18 protein-coding genes, 5 tRNA genes and 1 pseudogene are annotated in these 20665 nt (G+C 72.7%); 14 read left to right on the top strand and 10 right to left on the bottom strand.

Features of this window, described 5'->3' with window-relative positions; translation table 11 throughout:
• Positions 1-98: 98 nt before the first annotated feature.
• A complete protein-coding gene (locus AB0C02_RS28490; RefSeq protein ID WP_357552088.1) occupies positions 99-800 on the top strand; it encodes an amino acid-binding protein in 702 nt (233 codons plus the stop codon).
• Positions 801-878: 78 nt separating this feature from the next.
• On the opposite strand, the gene AB0C02_RS28485 is transcribed toward AB0C02_RS28490, so the two are convergent.
• Both AB0C02_RS28485 and AB0C02_RS28480 read right to left on the bottom strand, forming a co-directional pair.
• Complete coding sequence (locus AB0C02_RS28485) at positions 879-2444, bottom strand: aldehyde dehydrogenase family protein (protein WP_357552086.1); 1566 nt, start codon at positions 2442-2444, stop codon at positions 879-881.
• Positions 2445-2761: 317 nt separating this feature from the next.
• Positions 2762-3568: an LPXTG cell wall anchor domain-containing protein gene (locus AB0C02_RS28480; RefSeq protein ID WP_357552085.1), complete on the bottom strand. Its 807-nt coding sequence runs from the start codon at positions 3566-3568 to the stop codon at positions 2762-2764.
• Between the two features lie 249 nt (positions 3569-3817).
• Here AB0C02_RS28480 and AB0C02_RS28475 point away from each other — a divergent pair, with 249 nt between their 5' ends.
• The 3 genes from AB0C02_RS28475 (at position 3818) to AB0C02_RS28465 (ending at position 7909) form a co-directional block, all read left to right on the top strand.
• Positions 3818-6688 (top strand): glycoside hydrolase family 9 protein, encoded by a 2871-nt coding sequence (locus AB0C02_RS28475; RefSeq protein ID WP_357552084.1) that lies wholly within the window; start codon positions 3818-3820, stop codon positions 6686-6688.
• Positions 6689-6811: 123 nt separating this feature from the next.
• Complete coding sequence (locus tag AB0C02_RS28470; protein WP_357552082.1) at positions 6812-7333, top strand: DUF488 domain-containing protein; 522 nt, start codon at positions 6812-6814, stop codon at positions 7331-7333.
• A gap of 51 nt (positions 7334-7384) precedes the next feature.
• Entirely contained in the window at positions 7385-7909 is a 525-nt protein-coding gene (locus tag AB0C02_RS28465) for a GNAT family N-acetyltransferase (protein ID WP_357552081.1), read from the top strand.
• A 1-nt stretch (position 7910) separates the two neighbouring features.
• On the opposite strand, the gene AB0C02_RS28460 is transcribed toward AB0C02_RS28465, so the two are convergent.
• From AB0C02_RS28460 to bioB, 3 genes are read right to left on the bottom strand one after another with little or no spacing between them, the layout of a single operon-like run.
• The gene (locus AB0C02_RS28460; protein ID WP_357552080.1) at positions 7911-8417 is read right to left on the bottom strand and encodes a GNAT family protein; all 507 of its coding nucleotides are present in this window, start codon (positions 8415-8417) and stop codon (positions 7911-7913) included.
• Between the two features lie 3 nt (positions 8418-8420).
• Complete coding sequence (locus AB0C02_RS28455) at positions 8421-8633, bottom strand: hypothetical protein (RefSeq protein ID WP_357552077.1); 213 nt, start codon at positions 8631-8633, stop codon at positions 8421-8423.
• 4 nt (positions 8634-8637) lie between these two features.
• Positions 8638-9633, bottom strand: coding sequence for a biotin synthase BioB (bioB, locus tag AB0C02_RS28450; RefSeq protein ID WP_357552075.1), 996 nt, complete (start codon positions 9631-9633; stop codon positions 8638-8640).
• A 156-nt stretch (positions 9634-9789) separates the two neighbouring features.
• Between bioB and AB0C02_RS28445 the strand changes: the two genes are divergently transcribed.
• Both AB0C02_RS28445 and bioD read left to right on the top strand, forming a co-directional pair.
• Complete coding sequence (locus tag AB0C02_RS28445; protein WP_357552073.1) at positions 9790-10926, top strand: 8-amino-7-oxononanoate synthase; 1137 nt, start codon at positions 9790-9792, stop codon at positions 10924-10926.
• On the top strand, positions 10923-11651 hold the full coding sequence (gene bioD, locus AB0C02_RS28440) for a dethiobiotin synthase (RefSeq protein ID WP_357552072.1): 729 nt from the start codon (positions 10923-10925) through the stop codon (positions 11649-11651). The genes AB0C02_RS28445 and bioD overlap by 4 nt, the downstream gene beginning before the upstream one ends.
• Before the next feature lie 40 nt (positions 11652-11691).
• On the opposite strand, the gene AB0C02_RS28435 is transcribed toward bioD, so the two are convergent.
• Genes AB0C02_RS28435 through AB0C02_RS28425 form a run of 3 tightly spaced genes read right to left on the bottom strand, consistent with a single transcriptional unit; the run spans position 11692 to position 14170 of the window.
• Entirely contained in the window at positions 11692-12864 is a 1173-nt protein-coding gene (locus AB0C02_RS28435; protein ID WP_357552071.1) for a cytochrome P450, read from the bottom strand.
• A gap of 1 nt (position 12865) precedes the next feature.
• Positions 12866-13534 (bottom strand): 50S ribosomal protein L11 methyltransferase, encoded by a 669-nt coding sequence (locus AB0C02_RS28430; protein WP_357552068.1) that lies wholly within the window; start codon positions 13532-13534, stop codon positions 12866-12868.
• Positions 13535-13567: 33 nt separating this feature from the next.
• Positions 13568-14170: a TetR/AcrR family transcriptional regulator gene (locus AB0C02_RS28425; protein ID WP_357552067.1), complete on the bottom strand. Its 603-nt coding sequence runs from the start codon at positions 14168-14170 to the stop codon at positions 13568-13570.
• 257 nt (positions 14171-14427) lie between these two features.
• Between AB0C02_RS28425 and AB0C02_RS28420 the strand changes: the two genes are divergently transcribed.
• The 3 genes from AB0C02_RS28420 to AB0C02_RS28410 all read left to right on the top strand — a co-directional run bounded on the left by AB0C02_RS28420 (position 14428) and on the right by AB0C02_RS28410 (position 14695).
• Positions 14428-14500 (top strand) — tRNA-Gly (locus AB0C02_RS28420).
• Positions 14501-14536: 36 nt separating this feature from the next.
• Positions 14537-14607, top strand: a tRNA-Cys gene (locus tag AB0C02_RS28415).
• Positions 14608-14620: 13 nt separating this feature from the next.
• Positions 14621-14695: transfer RNA gene (locus tag AB0C02_RS28410), tRNA-Val, on the top strand.
• Between the two features lie 80 nt (positions 14696-14775).
• On the opposite strand, the gene AB0C02_RS28405 is transcribed toward AB0C02_RS28410, so the two are convergent.
• Positions 14776-15756 (bottom strand): helix-turn-helix domain-containing protein, encoded by a 981-nt coding sequence (locus AB0C02_RS28405; protein WP_357552065.1) that lies wholly within the window; start codon positions 15754-15756, stop codon positions 14776-14778.
• Between the two features lie 69 nt (positions 15757-15825).
• On the opposite strand from AB0C02_RS28405, the gene AB0C02_RS28400 reads away from it, so the two are divergent.
• The 5 genes and pseudogenes from AB0C02_RS28400 (at position 15826) to AB0C02_RS28380 (ending at position 19162) form a co-directional block, all read left to right on the top strand.
• Positions 15826-16644, top strand: a complete 819-nt coding sequence (locus tag AB0C02_RS28400; RefSeq protein ID WP_357552064.1) for an isocitrate lyase/phosphoenolpyruvate mutase family protein — start codon at positions 15826-15828, stop codon at positions 16642-16644.
• 116 nt (positions 16645-16760) lie between these two features.
• Positions 16761-16833, top strand: a tRNA-Gly gene (locus tag AB0C02_RS28395).
• 57 nt (positions 16834-16890) lie between these two features.
• Positions 16891-16962 (top strand) — tRNA-Val (locus AB0C02_RS28390).
• A 1291-nt stretch (positions 16963-18253) separates the two neighbouring features.
• Positions 18254-18391 (top strand): annotated as a pseudogene (locus AB0C02_RS28385) (LysR family transcriptional regulator); the annotation flags it as partial.
• An 84-nt stretch (positions 18392-18475) separates the two neighbouring features.
• Positions 18476-19162, top strand: coding sequence for a LysR family transcriptional regulator (locus AB0C02_RS28380; protein WP_357552102.1), 687 nt, complete (start codon positions 18476-18478; stop codon positions 19160-19162).
• Between the two features lie 658 nt (positions 19163-19820).
• On the opposite strand, the gene AB0C02_RS28375 is transcribed toward AB0C02_RS28380, so the two are convergent.
• Positions 19821-20411 (bottom strand): hypothetical protein, encoded by a 591-nt coding sequence (locus AB0C02_RS28375; protein ID WP_357552062.1) that lies wholly within the window; start codon positions 20409-20411, stop codon positions 19821-19823.
• Positions 20412-20665: the final 254 nt, after the last annotated feature.

The raw sequence follows: 20665 nt of genomic DNA, 5'->3' as shown, positions 1-20665 counted from the left end.
GCGGGACATGCTACGGAAACAGGGGCGAAACGGTCAACTGGCAGGCTGGTGCCAGCCTGCCGGCCGCCTCGGTCGGCCCGCTGAGCGGAGGATCGGACATGCTGCTGAGAGTTCGGGTGACCCTGCCGGACCGACCCGGCGCGCTCGGCCAGGTGGCGCGCACACTCGGCGTCGCCGGCGCCGACATCGTCCAGGTGGTCGTGCTGGAACGGCTCGGCGGCCGGGCGGTGGACGACTTCACCGTGGTGTGGCCGGGTGCCGCGCGGGTGGAACGACTGCTGGCCGGCCTGGCCGCCATCCCCGGCGTACGCGTGGACGGGGTGTGGCGGGCGATCGGCACCCCCACCACCACCGGCCAGGAAGCGGAGTTGCTCGCCCAGATCGCCGCGAACCCGGCCGACGGGGTGGCCATCCTGGTCGACGCGGTGCCTGGGCTGCTCGCCGCGGACTGGGCGGTGGCCGCGGTCGTACCCCTGGACTGGGCCTCCCGCCCCGGCGCGGGCATGGCCACCGTCGGATACGCGAGCTGGCGTGCCCCGGTGCCGTCCCGGCTGCCGGAGGTGACTCCGCTGCGGGCCCAGGCGATGATCAGCCCGGACGGGCACCATTACGCGCTCGCGCCGTTCGGCCGCGCCGGTCTGGTGCTGGTGGTGGCGCGGGACCACACCGAGCCCCTGACGGCCGCCGCGTTCCACACCAGCGAGGTGGAGCGGCTCGCGCAGCTCGTCCGGGCCGGCGCGGTGATCCTCGGCGACCGGCTGGACCTGGTCGGCACCCCTCCCGTGACCACCATCACCTGACCTGCTCCGCCGGTGGCGACCGGCCGCAGGGCCCCCGGTGCGGGGGCCCTGCCTGTTTCGGGCCGTCAGCGGCCGGGCTCAGGTGGCCGGGTAGCTGCTGTAGTCGGGGAAGTTGCCGTAGAGGCGGCCGTCGCCGTCCACGGTGACCGCCTGCACCAGCAGGTCGCCGCCGACGAAGGCACCCTTCCAGGACGCGCCCCGGCCGCCGAACGGCTCCTCCCGGTCGCCCCGGGAACGCGGCTTGTTGATGCCCACCTTGAAGGCCTGCAGGTCGACCGCGAGCTTGCCGGCCAGCTCCTCGTCGTCGCAGGCGAGGGAGGCGACCAGCGCGCCGTTGGAGGCGTTCATCTGGGCCAGCAGCTCGTCGGTGGTGTCCACCACGACGATGGTGTCGACCGGGCCGAACGGCTCGGCGTGCATCAGCCGGGACCGGCCGGGCGGAGCGAGCAGCACCGCCGGCGCCACGTACGCGGAGGTGTCCTGCCCGTCGAGGAAGGGCGCGCCGTCGAGCTTGCCCCGGTGCAGCGGCACCGCACCGCCGCGTACCGCCTCGTCGACCTTGCGGCGCAGCTCCTCGGCCTTGGCCGCGCTGATCAGCGGGCCGAAGTCCAGCTCGGGCAGCGGGTCGCCGGCCGACCAGTGCTCGTCCACGGCGAGCGGGTGTCCGAAGCGGACCGAGCGGACGACCGGCAGGTACATGTCGAGGAACTCGTCGACCAGGTCCCGCTGGACCACGAACCGCGGGTACGCGGTGCAGCGCTGCTTGCCGTACTCGAAGCCCTTCTTGAGGTGCGCGGCGAGCAGGTCCCACTGGGAGAAGTTCCAGATGCCCCAGGCGTTGAGCCCCTCCTGCTCGATGAAGTGCCGCTTGTCGGAGTCCAGCAGCGCCGCGGCCACCTTGCCGCCGTTGGAGCGGCCGCCGACGAACGCCACCGCGCCGATCTCCGGGGCACGCACCAGCACCTCGGAGAGCTCCTCACCGCCGCCGGAGAGCAGGGTGGCGGGCAGCCCGGCGCGGCGCAGCAGCGCGTGCGCCACGGTGAGGCAGACCGCGCCGCCCTGGGACGGGGTCTTGGCGATCACCGCGTTGCCGGCGAGCAACTGCACCAGCTCAGCGTGGACCAGCACGCTCATCGGGTAGTTCCAGGAGGCGATGTTGCTGACCGGTCCGGGCAGCGGTTCGCGGCCGTCGGCGAGCATCCGGTCGATCTCCTGCACGTACCAGCGCACGCCGTCCAGGGCGCGGTCGACGTCGGCGCAGGCCAGCCGCCACGGCTTGCCGATCTCCCAGACCAGCAGCATGGCGAGCAGGTCGCGGTGGGCGGTGAGCGCGTCGAGGGCCTCGGTGACCCGGGCCTTGCGCTCGGCGAGCGGGGTCTGTGCCCAGTCGACGTGGGCGGTGGCGGCGTGCGCGACGGCCCGGCGCGCGGCGTCGGCGTCGAGGCGGGCCAGGTGCACCAGGACGGTGTTGTCGAGCGGGGTGCGGACCGGGGTCGGCGTGCCGACCGCCCGCCACCCGCCTTCGGTCAGGTTGTGCAGGACGGCACCGCCGTCAGGCGCCGTGCCGAAGGCTTCGGGCGCGGCGGTCACCGCGCGGGCGAGAGTGTCAGACCAGGCGGTGCCGTCAGCGATTCGAAGTGCCATCGCGATCTCCTCAGGTTGTCCGGGGAGCGGCGGCGTCGATGGCACCGCTGATGACGGGTACTGTCCCGCGTGGCCGAGCGCGCGGGCAACCGTACGCCCGTATCCCAGGACGCCGCGTCCATCGGTTGGCGCCGCTCCCGGCCATCCGACACCGGCTTGCACCTGCGAGTACGCGGACAGGCCATCGGGGTTGGTCGATCATGTGATCCACGTCAGGGTGGCGTCGGCCGGGGTTGCCCGTCGGCGCGGTGACACCCGGATACGCGAACCGGCCGCCGGACCGAGGTCCGGCGGCCGGTCAGGGCTGATGTGTCAGGTCAGCTGGTGAAGGTGATCTTGTCGCGCCGGCGCCGGAGCGCCATTAGCGCGGCGCCGCCGCCGACGAGAACGAGGCCGGTGAGCGCGATGCCGGTCACCGCCACGCCGGTCAGCGGCAGGCCGCCACCGTTGTCGCTGCCACCGCCGACGCCGCCGTCCACCGAGGAGTTCGGCGACGGGGTCTCCGGCGTGTCGCCGGACTCACCCGGGGCCGGCGACTCCTCGTTCGGGTTCGAGGGCTCCTCGTTCGGGTTCGAGGGCTCTTTGCCCGGGTTTGAGGGTTCTTCGCCCGGGTTCGGTGACGGCGACTTCGACGAATCGCACGGCTGTAGCCAGAAGACCTTGTGCTTGCCGTCGGACGACTTGCCGCCGACCAGTTTCACGTCGAGCTTGATGTGGTAGCCCTGCTTCGGGTGCAGCTTCAGCCCGGTCAGGTCCAGGTTGTTCGCGGAGAGCTTGATGACCGCGTCGTGGTCGTTCGCCGCGCCGGAGGCCGGGTCGTCGCTGATCAACACGTCTTGTTGAGACCAGACGACCTTGTCCTTCGGGGTGGCGGACGGCGGCTGCGCCCAGAGGGTGAGGTTCGCCCGCTGCCCCTCGTCGAAGTTGAAGAACTCCAGCTCGAATTCGCAGGTGACGTGCGGTTGGTTGTCCACCTTGTCGGTGAACGGCATTCCGTCGATCTTCACGGTGCCGTTGTCGCCCGGTGGGTTGTGCGGATTGCCGGCGGCCCAGGCTGGAGCGGCGAAGGCCAGGCAGGCAGTGGCGGCGGCGGCGGTGAGGGCCGCGTGCCGACGCTTTGACATGAGGAATCCTCCGAAATTGGGAGAGGGGACGCCACATGATCTCATGTGGCCCGTTCGTTGGCGATCTCGGTCAATCAAGCCAGAGCTGGGCGGAGCGGCTCGTCTTCCCAAACGGGTGACATCGACATTACATTGTCGACTATCCATGGGAGCGCTCCCGCGCCGCATGGTTCCACCCACCCCACCACCCAGGGGAGCTCCGATCGCCGTCCGCTCGGAGCCGCCCTGCGTCACCCACAGGAGCTCGCCATGCCCCCTCGGATTCCGCCACCCCGTGGCCGGTCCCGGCTGCGCCGCCTGCTCGCCGCCGGCGCCGCCCTGGCTGTCGGCCTCGCCACCGCCGTCACCCTTCCCGCGGCCGCGCCGGCCGCCGCCGCGCCCACCTTCAACTACGCCGAGGCGTTGCAGAAGTCGCTGTTCTTCTACGAGGCGCAGCAGTCCGGGAAGAAGCCCGCCTGGAGCCGGGTCTCCTGGCGGGGCGACTCGGCGCTCACCGACGGCGCCGACGTCGGGCTCGACCTCACCGGCGGCTGGTACGACGCCGGCGACCACGTGAAGTTCGGCTTCCCCATGGCGTTCAGCGCCACCATGCTGGCCTGGGGTGCGGTCGAGTACCGGGACGGCTACGTCTCCTCCGGCCAGCTCAACAATCTGCTCAACAACCTGCGCTGGGTCAACGACTACTTCGTCAAGGCCCACCCGTCGCCGAACGTCCTCTATGGACAGATTGGCAAGGGCGACGACGACCACAAGTGGTGGGGGCCGGCCGAGGTGCTGCCGATGGCGCGGCCCGCGTACAAGATCGACGCGAGCTGCGGCGGCGCGGACCTGGCGGGGGAGACGGCGGCGGCGATGGCCGCCTCGTCGATGGTCTTCCGACCGACCGACGCCACCTACGCCGACAAGCTGCTCACCCACGCGAAGCAGCTCTACACCTTCGCCGACACGGTGCGGAAGAGCTACCACGAGTGCATCACCGATGCGACCAACTTCTACAAGTCCTGGAGCGGCTACCAGGACGAGCTGGTCTGGGGCGCGATCTGGCTCTACCGGGCCACCGGTGACGCCAGCTACCTGACCAAGGCGGAGAACGAGTACGACAAGCTCGGCACCGAGCCGCAGAGCACCACCCGCTCCTACAAGTGGACGATCGCCTGGGACAACAAGCAGTTCGGGGCGTACGTGCTGCTGGCCAACCTCACCGGCAAGCAGAAGTACGTGGACGACGCCAACCGCTGGCTCGACTGGTGGACCGTCGGCGTCAACGGCTCGAAGGTGAACTATTCGCCGGGCGGGATGGCGGTCCTCGACTCCTGGGGCGCGCTGCGCTACGCCGCCAACACCGCGTTCGCCGCGCTGGTCTACAGCGACAAGACCACCGACGCCACCCGCAAGGCCCGCTACCACGACTTCGCCGTCCGGCAGATCAACTACGCGCTCGGCGACAACCCGCGCAACTCCAGCTACGTGATCGGCTTCGGTGCCAACTCCCCGAAGAACCCGCACCACCGCACCGCGCACGGCTCCTGGTGGGACAGCATGACCGTGCCCACCGAGACCCGGCACGTGCTCTTCGGCGCGCTGGTCGGCGGCCCGTCGTCGGCGAACGACGCGTACACCGACAGCCGGTCCGACTACGTGATGAACGAGGTCGCCACCGACTACAACGCCGGCTTCACCTCCGCCCTGGTCCGGCTGACCAAGGAGTACGGCGGCACCCCGCTCGCCGGCTTCCCGGTCGCCGAACAGCCGGACATGGACGAGCTGACCGTGGAGACCACGGTGATGCAGAACGAGCCCCGAGCCACCGGGCTCAAGGTGATGATCTACAACAAGTCGGCCTTCCCGGCCCGGGCGCTGAAGACGGCGAAGTTCCGCTACTACTTCCGCCCGGACGGCACCGGCCCGGTCCAGGTCACCCCCGGCTACACCCAGGGCTGCCCGTCGCCGACCACCGCCAAGCAGTACAGCGGCGACATCTGGTACGTCGAGGTCGACTGCACCGGCTACACCATCGCCCCGACGGGGCAGTCGCAGCACCGGATGGAGGTGCAGTTCAAGGTCGGCGTGCCGGAGGGCGGCACGTGGAACCCGGCCAACGACCCGTCGTACCAGACCACCGCCGGGCCGAACCGCAAGGTGCCGCTCTACTCCGACGGCGTACGGGTCTGGGGTGAGGAGCCCGGGACGGGCACCTCGGACACCATCCCGCCCACCGTGCCCGGCACCCCGGTCGCGTCCGGGCTCACCGCCAATTCCGTCACGCTGACCTGGTCCCCCTCCACCGACACCGGCGGCAGCGGCCTGGCCGGCTACGACGTCTCCCAGGAGACGGTCGGCAGCGACGCGTTGGTGATGTACCAGAGCACCACCAACACGCTGACCGTCAGCTCGCTCCAGCCGGCCCGGACGTACCGGTTCAAGGTGAGCGCCCGTGACGGCGCCGGCAACCGGTCGGCGTACTCGCCGGTGCTGGAGGTGACCACCCCGGCCGGAACCTCGGACACCACCCCGCCGACGGCGCCCGGCACCCCGACCGCCTCGGCGATCGGCCCGAACGGGTTCAACCTCACCTGGGGGCCGTCCACCGACAACGTCGGCGTCACCGGCTACCGGGTCTACCGGCGGAACGGGTCCACCGACACCCTGGTCACCACGGTCACCGGCACCACGTACGCCGTCACCGGGCTGACCCCCTCGACCACGTACGTGTACTACGTGGTCGCCTTCGACGCCGCCGGCAACGTCTCGGCCCCGTCGCCCACGGTCACGGTGACCACGGCGCCGGCCCAGCCCACCGCACCGTGCAAGGTTGAGTACGCGACCAGCGACTGGAACGACGGGTTCACCGCGAACATCACGCTCACCAACACCGGCACGACGGCGATCAACGGCTGGGCGCTCGCGTTCAACTTCCCCAACACCGGGCAGAAGGTCGGCCAGGGCTGGTCGGCCAACTACACGCAGACCGGCACCGCGGTGACCGCGACGAACCTGTCGTACAACGGGACGCTGACGCCGGGGGCGTCGACCACCTTCGGCTTCAACGGCACCCACACCGGCACCAACCCGAAGCCCACCTCCTTCACCCTCAACGGCACCGCCTGCACCGTCTCCTGACCGCGCCCGCCGGATCGTGGCCGGTCACCGCTCCCTGCACGGACGGTGACCGGCCACGGATCTTGGAGAGTTACCGTTCGTGGCGGACGGTAACTCTCCAAGATTCCGGGGAAAGCTGGGCGGGTGTTGCTGACCGTGGGGCACGGGGCGGCCGATCGGGAGCGGCTGGGGGAGTTGCTGGCCGGCGCGGGAGTGGCGTTGGTGGTGGACGTGCGGCGCTACCCGGCCAGCCGGACCAACCCCGACGTACGGCGGGAGGCGCTCGAACACTGGCTGCCGGAGCGGGGCATCGACTACCGCTGGGAGCCCCGCCTCGGCGGCCGGCGGCACGTTCCGGCCGGCGAGCCCGAGCCGGACACCTGGTGGACGGTCGCGGCATTCCGGGCGTACGCGGCGTACACCCGTACCCCCGACTTCGACGCGGCGCTGGACGAGGTGCTCGCGGATGCGGGGCGCCGGACCACGGCGGTGCTGTGCAGCGAGAGCGTCTGGTGGCGCTGCCACCGCCGGTTGATCGCCGACGTGGCGGCGCTCGGTCACGGGGTCCCGGTGCGGCACCTCATGCCCGACGGCCGGCTCAGCCCGCACCGGCCGGCCGAGGGCGCCCACCGTCTCCCCGACGGGCACCTGATCTGGGACCGCTGACCGGGTGGTAACCCGATGGCCCGGGACACCCGACTGGGCTAACGTCTCCGCATGCCCGAGTTGATCGCTCCGACCACCCGTCTGCACAAGTCCTGGCTGGCCGCCCGCGACGACTGGGGGCGGGGCGTCCACCAGGACGGCAGCGGGCTGCACCCCGCCGACGACGTGGACTCGCCGGAGGGTTTCGCGACCTGGGTGGACCGGCTGCGGGCCGGCGCGGACGAGTCCCGGCTGCCGGAGGGCTGGGTCCCCGCGGTCTACTGGTGGATCGTCGAGGCAGACGAGGTGCTCGGCGCCATCTCGCTGCGGCTGCGCCTCAACGACTTCCTGCTGCGCGCCGGCGGCCACATCGGCTACGGCGTGCGCCCCGCCGCCCGGCGGCGGGGCGTGGCGACCTTCGCCCTGGGCGCGGCGCTTGCCGAGGCCGCCCGGCGCGGCGTCGACCCGGTCCTGGTCACCTGCGCCGACGACAACACCGCCTCGGCCCGGACCATCGAGCGGCACGGCGGCGTGCTGGAGGACGTCCGGGACACCGAGCTGGGCCGGAGCCGGCGCTACTGGATCCGTACCCGCTGACTCAGTTGGCCAGTTCGTCGGCGAGGAGGTCCATCAGCAGGCCGTCGTGCCAGCGGCCGTCGGCGCCACGCTCGTAGCGGCGCAGGATGCCCACCGGGCGGAAGCCCACCTTCGCGTACGCGCGGATCGCCGCGGTGTTGGCCGCCGCGGGGTCGATGGTGAACCGGTGATGGCCATGCTCGTCGATCAGGTGCTGGACCAGGGTGCGGATGGCGTCCCCGCCCAGGCCCGCGCCGCGTACCTCGGGGTCGAGGAAGAGGTCCAGGCCGGCGTGGCGGTAGTCCGGCTCGGTCTCGGCGGACCACTGGATCGCCCCGATCACCCGGCCGTCGTGCTCGATGGCGTAGACGGTCAACTCGTCGTCGGCCAGGTCGGCGCGGATCTCCCCGGCCAGGTCGTCGCCGCCGCGCCACCAGCGTCGGACCTCCGGGGTGGCCCGGATCGCCGCGAGGGCGGGCACGTCCGCGTCCGTCGCCGGTCGCAACGTCACCGCCCGCCCACGCAGCATCGGTCAGCCCCGAATCTCGCCGTGCTCGACGCAGACCGCCGACCAGCCGGTCGGCACCACCTGCACCTTCATCCGGCGACGGCAGTGCGCGCAGTAGCGCGGCGGCTCCAACGCCCGGGCCGCCGCGCACGCCTCGTGCCCGCCGGCGTCGGCCGGCTCGCCGCAGCGGTCACACCAGTGCCGCGCCGCCGCGGGCTCGACAAGCTCGGTCACCATCACCTCAGAGGGTCGCCGACAGCGCCTTGACCGGCATCTTCAGGTCGTCCAGCAGCTTCAGGTCGTCGGTCGCCGACCGGCCCAGTGTGGTCAGGTAATTGCCGACGATGACCGCGTTGATGCCGCCGAGCAGGCCGTCCCGGGTGCCCAGGTCGCCGAGGGTGAGCTCCCGGCCGCCCGCGTACCGGAGGATGGTCCGCGGCATCGCCAGCCGGAACGCGGCGATGGCCCGCAGCGCGTCCTTGCCCTCCACCACCGGCCGGTCGCCGAGCGGGGTGCCCGGGCGCGGGTTGAGGAAGTTCAGCGGGACCTCGTGCGGGTCCAGCGCGGCGAGCTGCGCGGCGAACTCGGCCCGCTGCTCGACCGACTCGCCCAAGCCGAGGATGCCGCCGCAGCAGACCTCCATGCCCGACTCGCGGACCATCGTCAAGGTCTCCCAGCGCTCCTCCCACGAGTGCGTGGTGACCACGTTCGGGAAGTAGGAGCGGCAGGTCTCCAGGTTGTGGTTGTAGCGGTGCACGCCCATCTCGACCAGCTCGTCGACCTGCTCCTGGGTGAGCATGCCCAGCGAGGCGGCGACCTGGATGTCGACCTCCGCCTTGATGGCGGCCACGCCCTCGCGCATCTGCTTCATCAGCCGGGCGTCGGGACCGCGCACGGCGGCCACGATGCAGAACTCGGTCGCCCCGGTCGCGGCGGTCTGCTTCGCCGCCTCGATCAGGTTGGGAATGTCCAGCCAGACCGAGCGGACCGGCGAGGTGAACAGGCCGGACTGCGAGCAGAAGTGGCAGTCCTCCGGGCAGCCGCCGGTCTTCAGCGAGATGATGCCCTCGACCTCGACCTCCGGGCCGCACCAGCGCATCCGTACCTCGTGGGCGAGCTGGAGGGCGGCGGGGAGGTGCTCGTCGGGCAGGTTGAGCACGGCAAGGACGCCGGCCTGGTCGAGGCCGACGCCGTTCTCCAGCACCTGGGTCCGGGCCTGGTCGAGGATCTCTGGCATGGCTCGTACCCTACAAGGCCCGCGGACGGCGAAAAACGGGCTCCGGATGCTGGTCGGGCAGGTCGTCGGTCGGCAGCGCCCAGGCCGCTTCCGTCGAGGTTCGGAGGGTGGGTGGTAATTTCGCCCCGCGAAACGGTCGACGGCAGGGGAGTGACAGTGGCGGACTGGCTGGCGGCTCTGCACCGTCGCGCCGAGCTGCGGGCCAGGGCGGGGCTCACCCGTACGCTGCGCCCACGCGCCGCCGGCGACGCCGTGGTCGACCTGGCCGGCAACGACTACCTCGGCCTGGCCACCCACCCCGAGGTCACCGCCGCGGCGGCGCAGGCGCTCTCCGCGTACGGGCTGGGGGCCACCGGATCACGGCTGGTGCGCGGCTCGACCGACGCCCACCACGCGCTGGAGGACGCCCTCGCGGGCTGGCTCGGCACCGACCGGGCGCTGGTCTTCTCCTCCGGCTACCTGGCCAACATCGCGGCCATCCGGGGCCTGGCGCGGCCGCGTACGCTGCTCGTCTCCGACGCGCACAATCACGCCTCGCTGATCGACGGCTGCCGGATCTCCGGCGCGGAGACCGTGGTGACCCCGCACGCCGACGTCGACGCGGTGGCCGCCGCGCTGGCCGCCGCCCCGGGCCGGCCCGCGGTGGTGGTCACCGAGTCGGTCTTCTCCGTCGACGGCGGCCTCGCTCCGCTGGCCGAGCTGCACGCCGTGGCCCGCCGGCACGGCGCGTTGCTGCTGGTCGACGACGCGCACGCGCTCGGCGTCACCGGCCCGGCCGGGGCGGGCGGGGTGGCCGCGGCGGGGCTGGCCGGAGCGCCGGACGTGGTGGTGACCGCCACGCTCTCCAAGGCGCTCGGCGGAGCCGGCGGGGTGGTCGCCGGGCCGGCGGAGTTCGTCCGGCACCTGGTGGAGACCGGGCGGACGTTCATCTTCGACACCGCGCTGCCCCCGGCGGTGGCCGCCGGCGTGCTGGCGGCGGTCGGCCTGGCCCGGGCCGGCGACGGGCTCCGCGCCGAGCTGGCCGAGCGGGCCGCGCTCGCGGTCCGCCGGCTGGGCGGTGCTGGGCTGGACGTCTCCGCGCCCGACGCGGCGGTGGTGTCGGTGACCGCGCCCGGCCCGGAGGCGGCGACCGCGTGGGCCGCCGCGTGCCGGGAGCGGGGCGTCGCGGTGGGCTGCTTCCGGCCCCCGTCAACCCCGGACAGCCGTTCCCGGCTCCGGTTGACCATCAGCGCCGGGGTGGCTCGGGCGGACTTCGCGCGGGCCCTGGACGTGATTGTGGAGTGTGCACCATGACTGCTGGCTGGACCGGGCCGGTGCTGGTGACGGGTACCGACACCGAGGTGGGCAAGACCGTCGTGACCGCGGCGATCATCGCCGCCGCGCAGGCCGCCGGGCTGCGGGTCGCGGTGATCAAGCCGGGCCAGACCGGTACGGCCACCGGCGACCCCGGCGACGTCGACTCGGTGACCCGGCTGGCCGCCCCGCTGACCGGCCGCACTCTCGCCAGCTACCCGGACCCGCTCGCCCCGCTCGCCGCGGCCCGGGTCGCGGAGCTTCCGCCGCTGGAGCTCTACGCCGCCGTCGACGCCGTCCGCGAGGAGGCCGACAAGCACGACCTGGTGCTGGTGGAGGGGGCCGGCGGGCTGCTCGTGCCGATGGGGCTGCGGCCCTCGGGCGAGCCCTGGACGGTGGCCGACCTGGCTGTGTCGCTGGGCGCGCCGGCCGTGGTGGTGGCCCGCGCCGGGCTCGGCACGCTCAACCACACCGCGCTCACCCTTGAGGCGCTGGAGCGCCGGGCGATCCCGGCGGGTGTGGTGATCGGCGCCTGGCCGGCCGAGCCGGAGCTGGTGCACTGGGCCAACCTGACCGAGCTGGCGCCCAACCTGCTCGGCGCGGTGCCGATGGGCGCCGGCGGGATGGACCCGGGTGTCTTCCGTCGGTCCGCCCCGGGCTGGCTCACCCCCAGCCTGTACGGGGTGCTCGACGACTGGCGGGCCTGGGCCGAGGACGCGAGCTGACCACCTGACCCGCTGGCTCGGTGTTCCGGCGTCCGACGGGTCAGGGCCGGCGGATCACGAAGGCGTCCGGCATCCGGAAGGTGAGGTTGTCCGGGCACCACGGCGGGCGGACCACGGTCACCCCGTCGAGCAGCGGCGTCGCCTCGGCGACCACCACGGCCGCCTCCATCCGGGCCAGCTGCGCGCCAACGCACCGGTGCGGCCCGGCCCCGAAGGCCAGGTGCCGCCGGGAGCCGCGCTGCCCGGGCCGGAACTCGCCGGGCTCGGCGAGCACCTCCGGGTCCCGGCCGGCCCGGGCCAGCCAGGCCACGATGCTGGTGCCCGCCGCGACGGCGGTGCCGCCCAGCGTGGTGTCCACCGCCGCCACCCGCCGCCAGGTGACGATCGGCGGCTCCAGCCGCAGCCCCTCCTCGACCACGTCGGCGACCGCGATCCCGCCCGCGCGCAGCCCGGCCCGCACCGCCGGTTCGCCGGTCAGCCGGTGCAGCAGCAGGGTGAGGAACTGCGAGGTGGTTTCCTGCCCGGCGACCAGCAGGAAGAACAGGGCGCCGACGACCACGTCGGGGGAGTGCCCGGCGTCGCGCAGCCGGGCGGCCAGCCCACCGCCGGTCGCGGCGAACGCGCGCAGCGCGGTGTGGAACCGGCCGACCTCGGTGGCGAGGGCGAGCTGCCGGGGCTCGTCGAGCGGCGCCCAGAACAGTTCCAGGGCGGCTCGGGCGAAGTCCTTGACCGCGCCGACCGGGGCGTCCGGCAGCTCGACCAGCCGGGCCAGCACCAGCAGCGGCAGGTCGGCGGCGAGTTCGGCGTACAGGTCGACCGGCTCGCCGGCGTCGAGGGTGGTGGCGAGCCGGGCCACCCGGCGCCGCACCAGGTCGGTCAGCCAGGGCTGCTGCGCGGCCACCCGGTCGGGGTGCAGCGCGTCGGCGACGATGCCCCGGATCTCGGGGTGGCTGGCGGCCGAGTTGTTGGCCAGCGTGGGCGGCAGCCGGAACCGGTGCCCGGCGAGGACCCGCAGGGCGGCCACCGGCATCGGGGTCACCGCGTCGAGGGCGTTGTCCGGCCGGAACGTCTCCGGGTCGGTGAGCAGCCGCCGGACCAGGGCGTGCCGGGTCACCACCAGATGCGGCACGCCGACGTGGTCGACCACGGTCGCCACGTCGGGCCACGGACCGTCGACGGCCTCTCCCCAGCCCCGAAACAGCACGGACGACACGCTAACGGGCGGCCCCCGGGGGAGTGGGATCCAGCTCCCACACGGTGGTGTGCTTCACCCGTACGCCCTCCAGCGCCTCCGGCACCGGCACGTCGTAGCCGGCCAGCTCGTGGAACCGCTCGCGGGGCAGGTACGCCCGGCCGGGGTCGCCGACCAGCACCCGGGCCCCGGATCGAGCGGCTTTGAGTTGGAAGCGCAGCATCCGTCGCGCCATCGCCTCGCTGTAGAAGACGTCCCCGGCCAGCACCACCTCGGCGTCCCCGGCGTCCCCGTCGAGGATGTCGCCGAGTTCGGCGTCGACGCGTACCCCGTTGGCCTCGGCGTTGAGCGCGACGGCCGCGACCGCCCGCTCGTCCACCTCCACGGCCCGGACGGCGGCGGCGCCCACCCGGGCGGCGGCGATGGCGACCAGGCCGGAGCCAGAGGCGAGGTCGAGCACCCGCCGCCCGGCGACCAGTTCGGGGTGGTCGGTGACGTAGCGGGCGAGCGCCTGCCCGCCGGCCCAGGCGAAGGCCCAGAACGGTGGCGGTTGGGTGCTGCGGAACTCACCCTCGGTCAGCTCCCAGAGGCCGATCGGCTCGTCGGCCTGGTGCAGCCGCACCTCGGGGACGAAGGCCACCGGGGCGAGTCGGGCGTGCAGCCGGATGAAGGCCGCGGACAGGTTGGACACCGGGTGATTCTCTCGTATGGCCTGCGGCCGGCCTCAGTCGAGCTGGCCCGGCTCCAACCCCAGCTCGCGCGCGGCGACGAGGCGGATCCACTGGGCGATCTGCCGCCGGGTGATCACCCGCTCGTGGACCGCGAGCTGCACGGCCAGGCCGTCCATCACCGCGCTGATCCGCCACGCCGCGCCCGCCGGATCCGGGCAGTCGAAGGTGCCCTCGGCCACCCCGTCGGAGATCACCTGGGCGAGATCCTGCCGCCAGCGCAGGTCGAGCCGGCGGGAGAGCTTCTCCAGCTCGGGGGTGCGCAGCGACTCCGCCCAGCCGTCGATCCAGATGGACCACGAGGTCGCCCGGCCGGCCGGGGCGTAGAGGCGGAGCATCCGGCGCAGCTTCGCCAGCGGCGGGGCGGAGGAGCGGATCACCGCGTCGAGCCGGGTCAGATCCTGCTCGACGGCGTACGCGAACGCCTGTGCGAGCAGCCGGTCCTTCGTCGCGAAGTGGTAGAAGACCAGGGCCTGGCTGACTCCGGCGGCTTCCGCCACATCGGCGGTGCGAGTGTTGGCGAGGCCACGTTCCGCGATCACGTCACAGGCCGTGCGAAGCAGGGCATCCAGGCGGATATCGGCGGCGCGTCTCGTCACGGCGTTACCGTAACCCATTGACGTGACCACGAGGAGTTACCTGAGCGGCCGGTCGGACGCGTCTCAGTCGGAAGCCGGACAGTTGCCGGCAAGCGTGTCGGCGCGCGGCGCCCGGGCCCGGCGGGCTCTTGCCACCCGGAAGCTCTACGCGAAGCGGGACGCCGTCACCCGGACGCGCCCGAAAGACCACCCCGATTTGGCAACGGTTCCGGGCTCGGCTAAAGTTCTCATCCGTCACCGGGAAACACCGGGGACACGCGGACGTAGCGCAGCTGGTAGCGCATCACCTTGCCAAGGTGAGGGTCGCGGGTTCGAATCCCGTCGTCCGCTCGGAGATATGCCACCATGCATGTCGGGGGCAAGCTCGGTGGAGTGGCCGAGAGGCGAGGCAACGGCCTGCAAAGCCGTGTACACGGGTTCAAATCCCGTCTCCACCTCGGCAGTAGACGAGGGCGATTGGCGCAGTGGGAGCGCGCTTCCTTGACACGGAAGAGGTCACTGGTTCAAACCCAGTATCGCCCACCAATTCGATGAACAGAAAGGCTCGTCACCGGACCTCGGTGACGAGCCTTTCTGTTGCTCCGATGGTATTTGCCCGCACCGCGTCAGGCGGAGGCGGTCAGGAGCGCCTCCGCGACAGCCGTCCGGCTGCTCAGCAACGACCGGCCCTGCCGGTGCGTCACCACGAGGCCAGCTGCCCGCAGCGCGGTGAGGTGCTGCGACACCCCGGCCGGGGACAGGCCCGTCCGCCGGGCCAGCTCGGTGCTCGACCGTGGCGTGCCCAGCTCGGCGAGCAGCCGTGCCCGCCCCCGGCCGAGCACGGCGCTCAACGCGTCCGGCGCGGTCGGCGGGCACTCCCACAGCGCGCCGACGCCCCGGGCCGGGTAGGCCAGCTGGGGCAGGTCGCCAGCCGCGATGCTGAGCACGGACGGCCAGACGAAGACCGAGGGCACCAGGACCAGCCCGCTGCCGTCCGGCACGTCCGGCGCCGCGCAGTGGCGCTGGTTGATCAGCAGGGCGTCGTCCTCCCAGCGGACCCGTTCGTGCAGGTCGTTGAGCAACCCGGCCGCGCCGTCCTCGGCCAGCCGGCGGGCCCGCCGGAACACCTCCGCGTCGAGCAGCGCCCGGATCCGGGGCCAGTCCCCGGCCAGGGCCAGCCGCCAGTACGCCTCGATCTCCTCGGCGAGCCGGTGCAGCCCCTTTTCAGGGTCGGCGTAGAGGGCGGACAGGGCCGGGGGGCGGAGGCCGGGGTAGAGGTCCAGGTGGGCGCGGACGGTCCTGGGCGGGGTGGCGCGCAGCACGGCCAGTTCCTGCCCGAGGTCGGGGGCCAGACCGACGGGTGGCGGGTTGAGGAAGTCGGCGAGGTAGCCCGGCGCGGGCGGGACGAGCTGCCAGAGCAGGCCGCTGTCGGTGCTGACCAGGCCCGCCTCGGCCAGGCGCGGCTGGACCCGGTTCACCCAGGGCAGGTGGATCGCGTGCTGGCCCGGGTCGCGCAGCACCCGCACGCTGGCGACAACCTCCCAGAGGCAGGAGAGCGCGAAGCGGACCCGCGCCACGGCGCCCGCCGACAGACCGATCGCGACCACACCGCCTCCTTCGTTTCAGTCAGGACTGAAACAATAGGGCCGACGGCCTCGCCCACCCAGACTGGTCGGGTGAACGATCACCACACCCGAGCCCTGCACTTCCATTCCCTGCACGTCCCCGGCGAGCCGCTGGTCCTGGTGAATGCCTGGGACGCCGCGAGCGCCCGGATCGTCGCCGCCGCCGGCGCCCGCGCGGTCGCCACCACCAGCGCCGGCGTGGCCTGGAGCCTCGGCGCGCCGGACGGCGACGCTCTCGGCCGTGACGCCGCCGTCGACCTGGTGCGCCGGGTCGTCGCGGCGGTGCCGCTGCCGGTCACCGCCGACATCGAGTCCGGGTACGGCGACACCGCCGACGAGGTTGCCGGGACCATCGCGGCGGTGATCGCGGCCGGTGCCGTCGGGGTGAACGTCGAGGACGCCCGGCACGGCGGGGCGACGCCACTGCGGGAGGTCGACGACCAGTGCGACCGCCTGGCAGCCGTCCGGTCCGCCGCGGACCGGGCCGGGATCCCGCTGTTCGTCAACGCGCGCGTCGACACGTTCCTGAGGGGCGCCGGGGGCATCGCGGAGACAGTGGCGCGGGCCCGGGCGTACCTGGCGGCCGGCGCCGACGGGGTGTTCGTGCCCGGGACGGTCGACCCCGGCACGCTGGCCGCCCTGGTCGAGGCGATCCCGGCACCGCTGAACGTGCTCGCCGGGCCGGGCGCACCACCCGTGCCGGAGCTGGCGAAGCTGGGGGTGGCCCGGGTCAGCCTCGGCTCCTCCGTGGCGCAGGCGGCGTACGCGGTGGCCCGCCGGGCGGCCGAGGAGGCACTCGCCGCCGGGACGTACGACGCCCTCGCCGATGCCGTCGACTACGGCACGCTCAACGGGCTCATGCGGGGCTGACCCGACGCGCGAACGGGGCGCCGGCCACGGCCGGCGCCCCACGGGCGGGGGGCTGCCGCACGGCGATCTTGCCATCGGGTACAGTTCTACCCGTCGCCGACGCAAGCCGGCGACACGCGGACGTAGCGCAGCTGGTAGCGCATCACCTTGCCAAGGTGAGGGTCGCGGGTTCGAATCCCGTCGTCCGCTCGCGATCCGCCCCTCACGGGGTCGACCGTCGCCGGTGTTCCGACCCGGCGTGCGCTCGGGCGATTGGCGCAGTGGGAGCGCGCTTCCTTGACACGGAAGAGGTCACTGGTTCAAACCCAGTATCGCCCACACCTATCCGAGCAGACGGCGCCAGCGAACGGCGGCGTCTGCGTGGCACGCTCAGCCACGGTCCGGCAAGCAGCGCGGCGACCAGCTGGGCGGCGCCGGCCGCGACGAGCGTCGGTCCGGCGCCGACGAGGCCGATGACCGCACCCCCGGCGAGCAGGCCGATCGAGACCGCGCCGTCGTGCACGAAGCTCTCGGCCGCGAAGGCGGCTCGCCGGTCGGCGCCTTCGGTGTGTGTGGTGATGAGGCGGTTGAGCGCGCCGATGCCGAGCGGCATGGCGAAGCCGCCAACCGCGGCCACGCACCCCAGGAGGGTGAGGGACGACGTCACGGCGGGTAGGGCCAGGAATGCCGCGCCCAGAACGGCCCATCCGGTCGCCATCGTCGGGAGCGCCGGAAGCCGCGGTACGAGCACCGGCGCCAGCAGGGCACCGGCGAGCGAGCCCACGCCGTACCCGGTCATGCCGGCCGAGATGAGCAGCCCGGGCCGTCCGGTCTCGACGCCGAGGATCGCGAGGCCGAGGGTGAAGGCGAACCATACGAGTCCGCCGACTCCCGACATCGTCACCGCGCGGCGGATGTCCCCATGCCGGGCCAGCACGTGACGCAGGGCGGGCGCGCCGGCCGGTCGAGCTGCGGCGGCAACTGTCGCGGTGCCGCGTACGGTCAGCAGGAGCGCCGCTGCGGCGCTGACCCCGAGGGCCTCGGCCCAGAGCAGGGGCAACGGCCCGCCGACCGTGACGGCCCAACCGGCGGCCGGTGGGGCGAGGATCATCGTGACGCGGTGCGCGAAGTCCTGCCAGGCGAGCATCTTCGTTGCGACGGTGGGACCGAGACGGTCGCAGATGTCCGAGAGCAGGGCTCGTTGCCCTGGCCCGCTGAGCGCGGTGGCGCAGCCGGTGACGAGCCCGGCGGCGGCGAGGTGGGCGGCGCTGATCGTCCCGACGGCCGCGCCGACGGGCACGACGAGCAGCCCGACCACCTGGATCACGAGTACGCCGGCGAGGGCCCTGCCTGTGGTCAGTCGCTGACGCAGGCCCCGCGCCCACCACGGCGATGCCAGCATGGGGAGCCCGACCGCTCCGCCGACCAGTCCGGTCGACCAGGCGGAACCGGTTTCGGCCAGCGCGACGAGCGGTAGCGCGACGGCCGTTGTGCGTTGACCCATCCAGGCCACGAAGGTGGTTGTCAGCATGGCGGCGATGTCACGTCTGGCGTTCACGGACCGATCCTCCGGCCGGGCAGAACCCGCTGGTAGGAGCCGGATCCGCACGGCAGCTCATAATGGTGGGCTATGAGCTCATTCCCGTCCGTCGAAGATCTTCGGCTGGTCGAGGCCGTCGCGCGGCACGGTTCGCTCGGGGCCGCCGGCCGGGAACTGCTGATCAGCCAGCCAGCCGCGAGCAACCGCCTGGCGGCCCTCGAACGACGGATCGGCGAGCAGCTCTTCGACCGCGACACGACGGGAGCGCGACCGACGCCGGCCGGTCGCGCGCTCTACGCCGAGGCGGCGCACGTGCTCGATCACCTCGGGGGGATCTTCGACCGGGCGCGAGCGGCGGCGCGGGCGACGACGCTCAATGTCGGCACCTTCGGCAGTCTTGCGCCCTGGCTGTTCCCCGCACTGGAAGAGTTGCTGGACGGCGTCATCGTGAACCAGGTCACGGACCATGGGGACCGGCTCGTGGAATGGGTCGGCGAAGGGTCGCTGGATGCGGCCTTCGTCGCCATCGCCAATCAGATGCGCCTGCCGGCCACCGTGAGCGCCGTACCCGTCGCGAGCGACCGCCTGGCACGTCTGACACCGGCGGCGCTGTCGGTCAAAGGCGGCCGGCGACCCTTCGCCGGCCTCGACGTCGTCGCCTACACCTACGACATGTCCACGGACACGCTGCACCAACGACTCTCCGAACTCGGTGCCAGGCCCCGCACGGCGGCCACTGCCGAGACCGCCGTGCGGATGGCCCGACTGCTGGGCTGCCCGGCCGTCCTGCCCCGCGGGCTCGGGCTCGCCTACGCTCAGGAGGGGGAACGGGTGACAACCATGTCGATCCCCGGCAGGCTCACCCTGTTCATGGTGACCCGCCGGCCCGCTCCGCAGGCGTTCGCGGCGGTGGTACGCCGGCTCCCCGGCCACCTCGGGCTGCAGCGCGCGGGACGGCCCGCGCCGCGGTCGCGCGACGAGGGCCCGCCACACGCCTAGTCCCACCCGCGTGTCGCGCCCGGATCTCTCCGCGGCATCTCGCCTGGGCGCAGGGTGCCCGGAAGGGCCCTGGGCCTGTCCTTTCAAGCCGCCGCACCTCCTCAGGGCGGCGCCGCACCGGGACCGGATGTCCCTCACGCTTCCCTACAGACTTGATGTCGTAAGCGACTCAGCCATCCGCGGTGGATCGCCGTAGCTCGCCTAGCGGGGCCGGGGCAGGCCGGGCAACCATGATCAACGCGGTGTGCGGCAACGTGGCTCTCCCCGACGCCGAACAGCACGACTTGCCGCATCCCGCGCACGGCCAAGCCGCCAAGCGAGCCAAGCAAGGCCAGGCAGGACCGAGCGAGCCGGAAACGGCCAGGGGGTACCGGGACACGTCGACCTGGTGCCGCGCAGCCTCGACATCAAACCCCGACGTCCAAGGTGATCGCGTTCGTGATCACCGCTAACCTGCTTGCCGGGCCGATCGGATACGCGCTTGCCGGGCCACTGCTGGACCAGGTGGGAATCACTCCCGTCGTGGCGCCGCCACCGGGCGGCCGGATCGTGGAGAGGTTCCGTTCGCGCTGGACGACGATAACGGTCCAAGATCTGGAGATGCCGTTGGCCGGCACCCCGGGTTCGGGGTGCCGGCCAACGTGTCGTTCAAGCGGGGTCAGTTGTTCCAGTACTGGGCGACCAGGTCAGCGGCCTGCTGCTCCCACTGGGCGTACGCGTCCGGGTACGCCGAGACCTGGACGGTCTGCGCGGCCTTGGTCAGGGGCATGTCCTGCCACCCGTCGACCTGCTTGAGGCCCTTCAGGAACGCGGTGGTCGAGTACTCGGGGTTCGTGATCTGCTCCGGGGTGCCCCAACCGGAGGAGGGGCGCTGCTGGAACAGACCCAGCGAGTCGTGATCGTTCTGGTCACCCAGGTGACCCAGGTTCTCCAGCTTCGACTCCTGCAGACTCGTGGCGATCGAGATGACCGCCGCCCGCTCCGGCATACCGGCCTTCTTCGTCGCCGCGATGATCGCCTTCGCATCCGCGGTCTGCTCATCGTTCAGAGCGATCTTCGACTGCGCGCCCTGCACACCATGCGGAATCAACTTGCCCATGTCCACGGCCGGCTTACCGGCCTGCACCGCGACGGCCGGGGCGGCGTGCACCGGCTCAGCAGCATGAGCAGCGATCGGACCAGCGAACACACCACCGGTGAAAGCCAGACCAGCAACACCAAGAATGCTCTTACGCAGCATCGAATTCATGACAAAGCTCCATTCGGGGGTCGACGCACACGCCGATGGGGGTCGGCATCATGCGCAAGCACCACGTCAGGCGCCCAAAAACAGGGGGAAAGACTTCAACCGGCTGGCCCACGGGGCGAGGAAGCTCGCCTCTACGCGGCGCCGGGACCGTGTACAACGACCGGCGGCCCGCCATCATTCCGGGCCTCACGCACCCCGCCAGGCGGGGGCGTCCTCCTCGGCCGTGCACCCGTGTTCAACGACCGACCCCCACC

This window comes from Micromonospora sp. NPDC048999 (assembly GCF_040649295.1).
Lineage (GTDB): Bacteria > Actinomycetota > Actinomycetes > Mycobacteriales > Micromonosporaceae > Micromonospora.
This window is presented reverse-complemented; position numbering and strand designations above follow the sequence as displayed.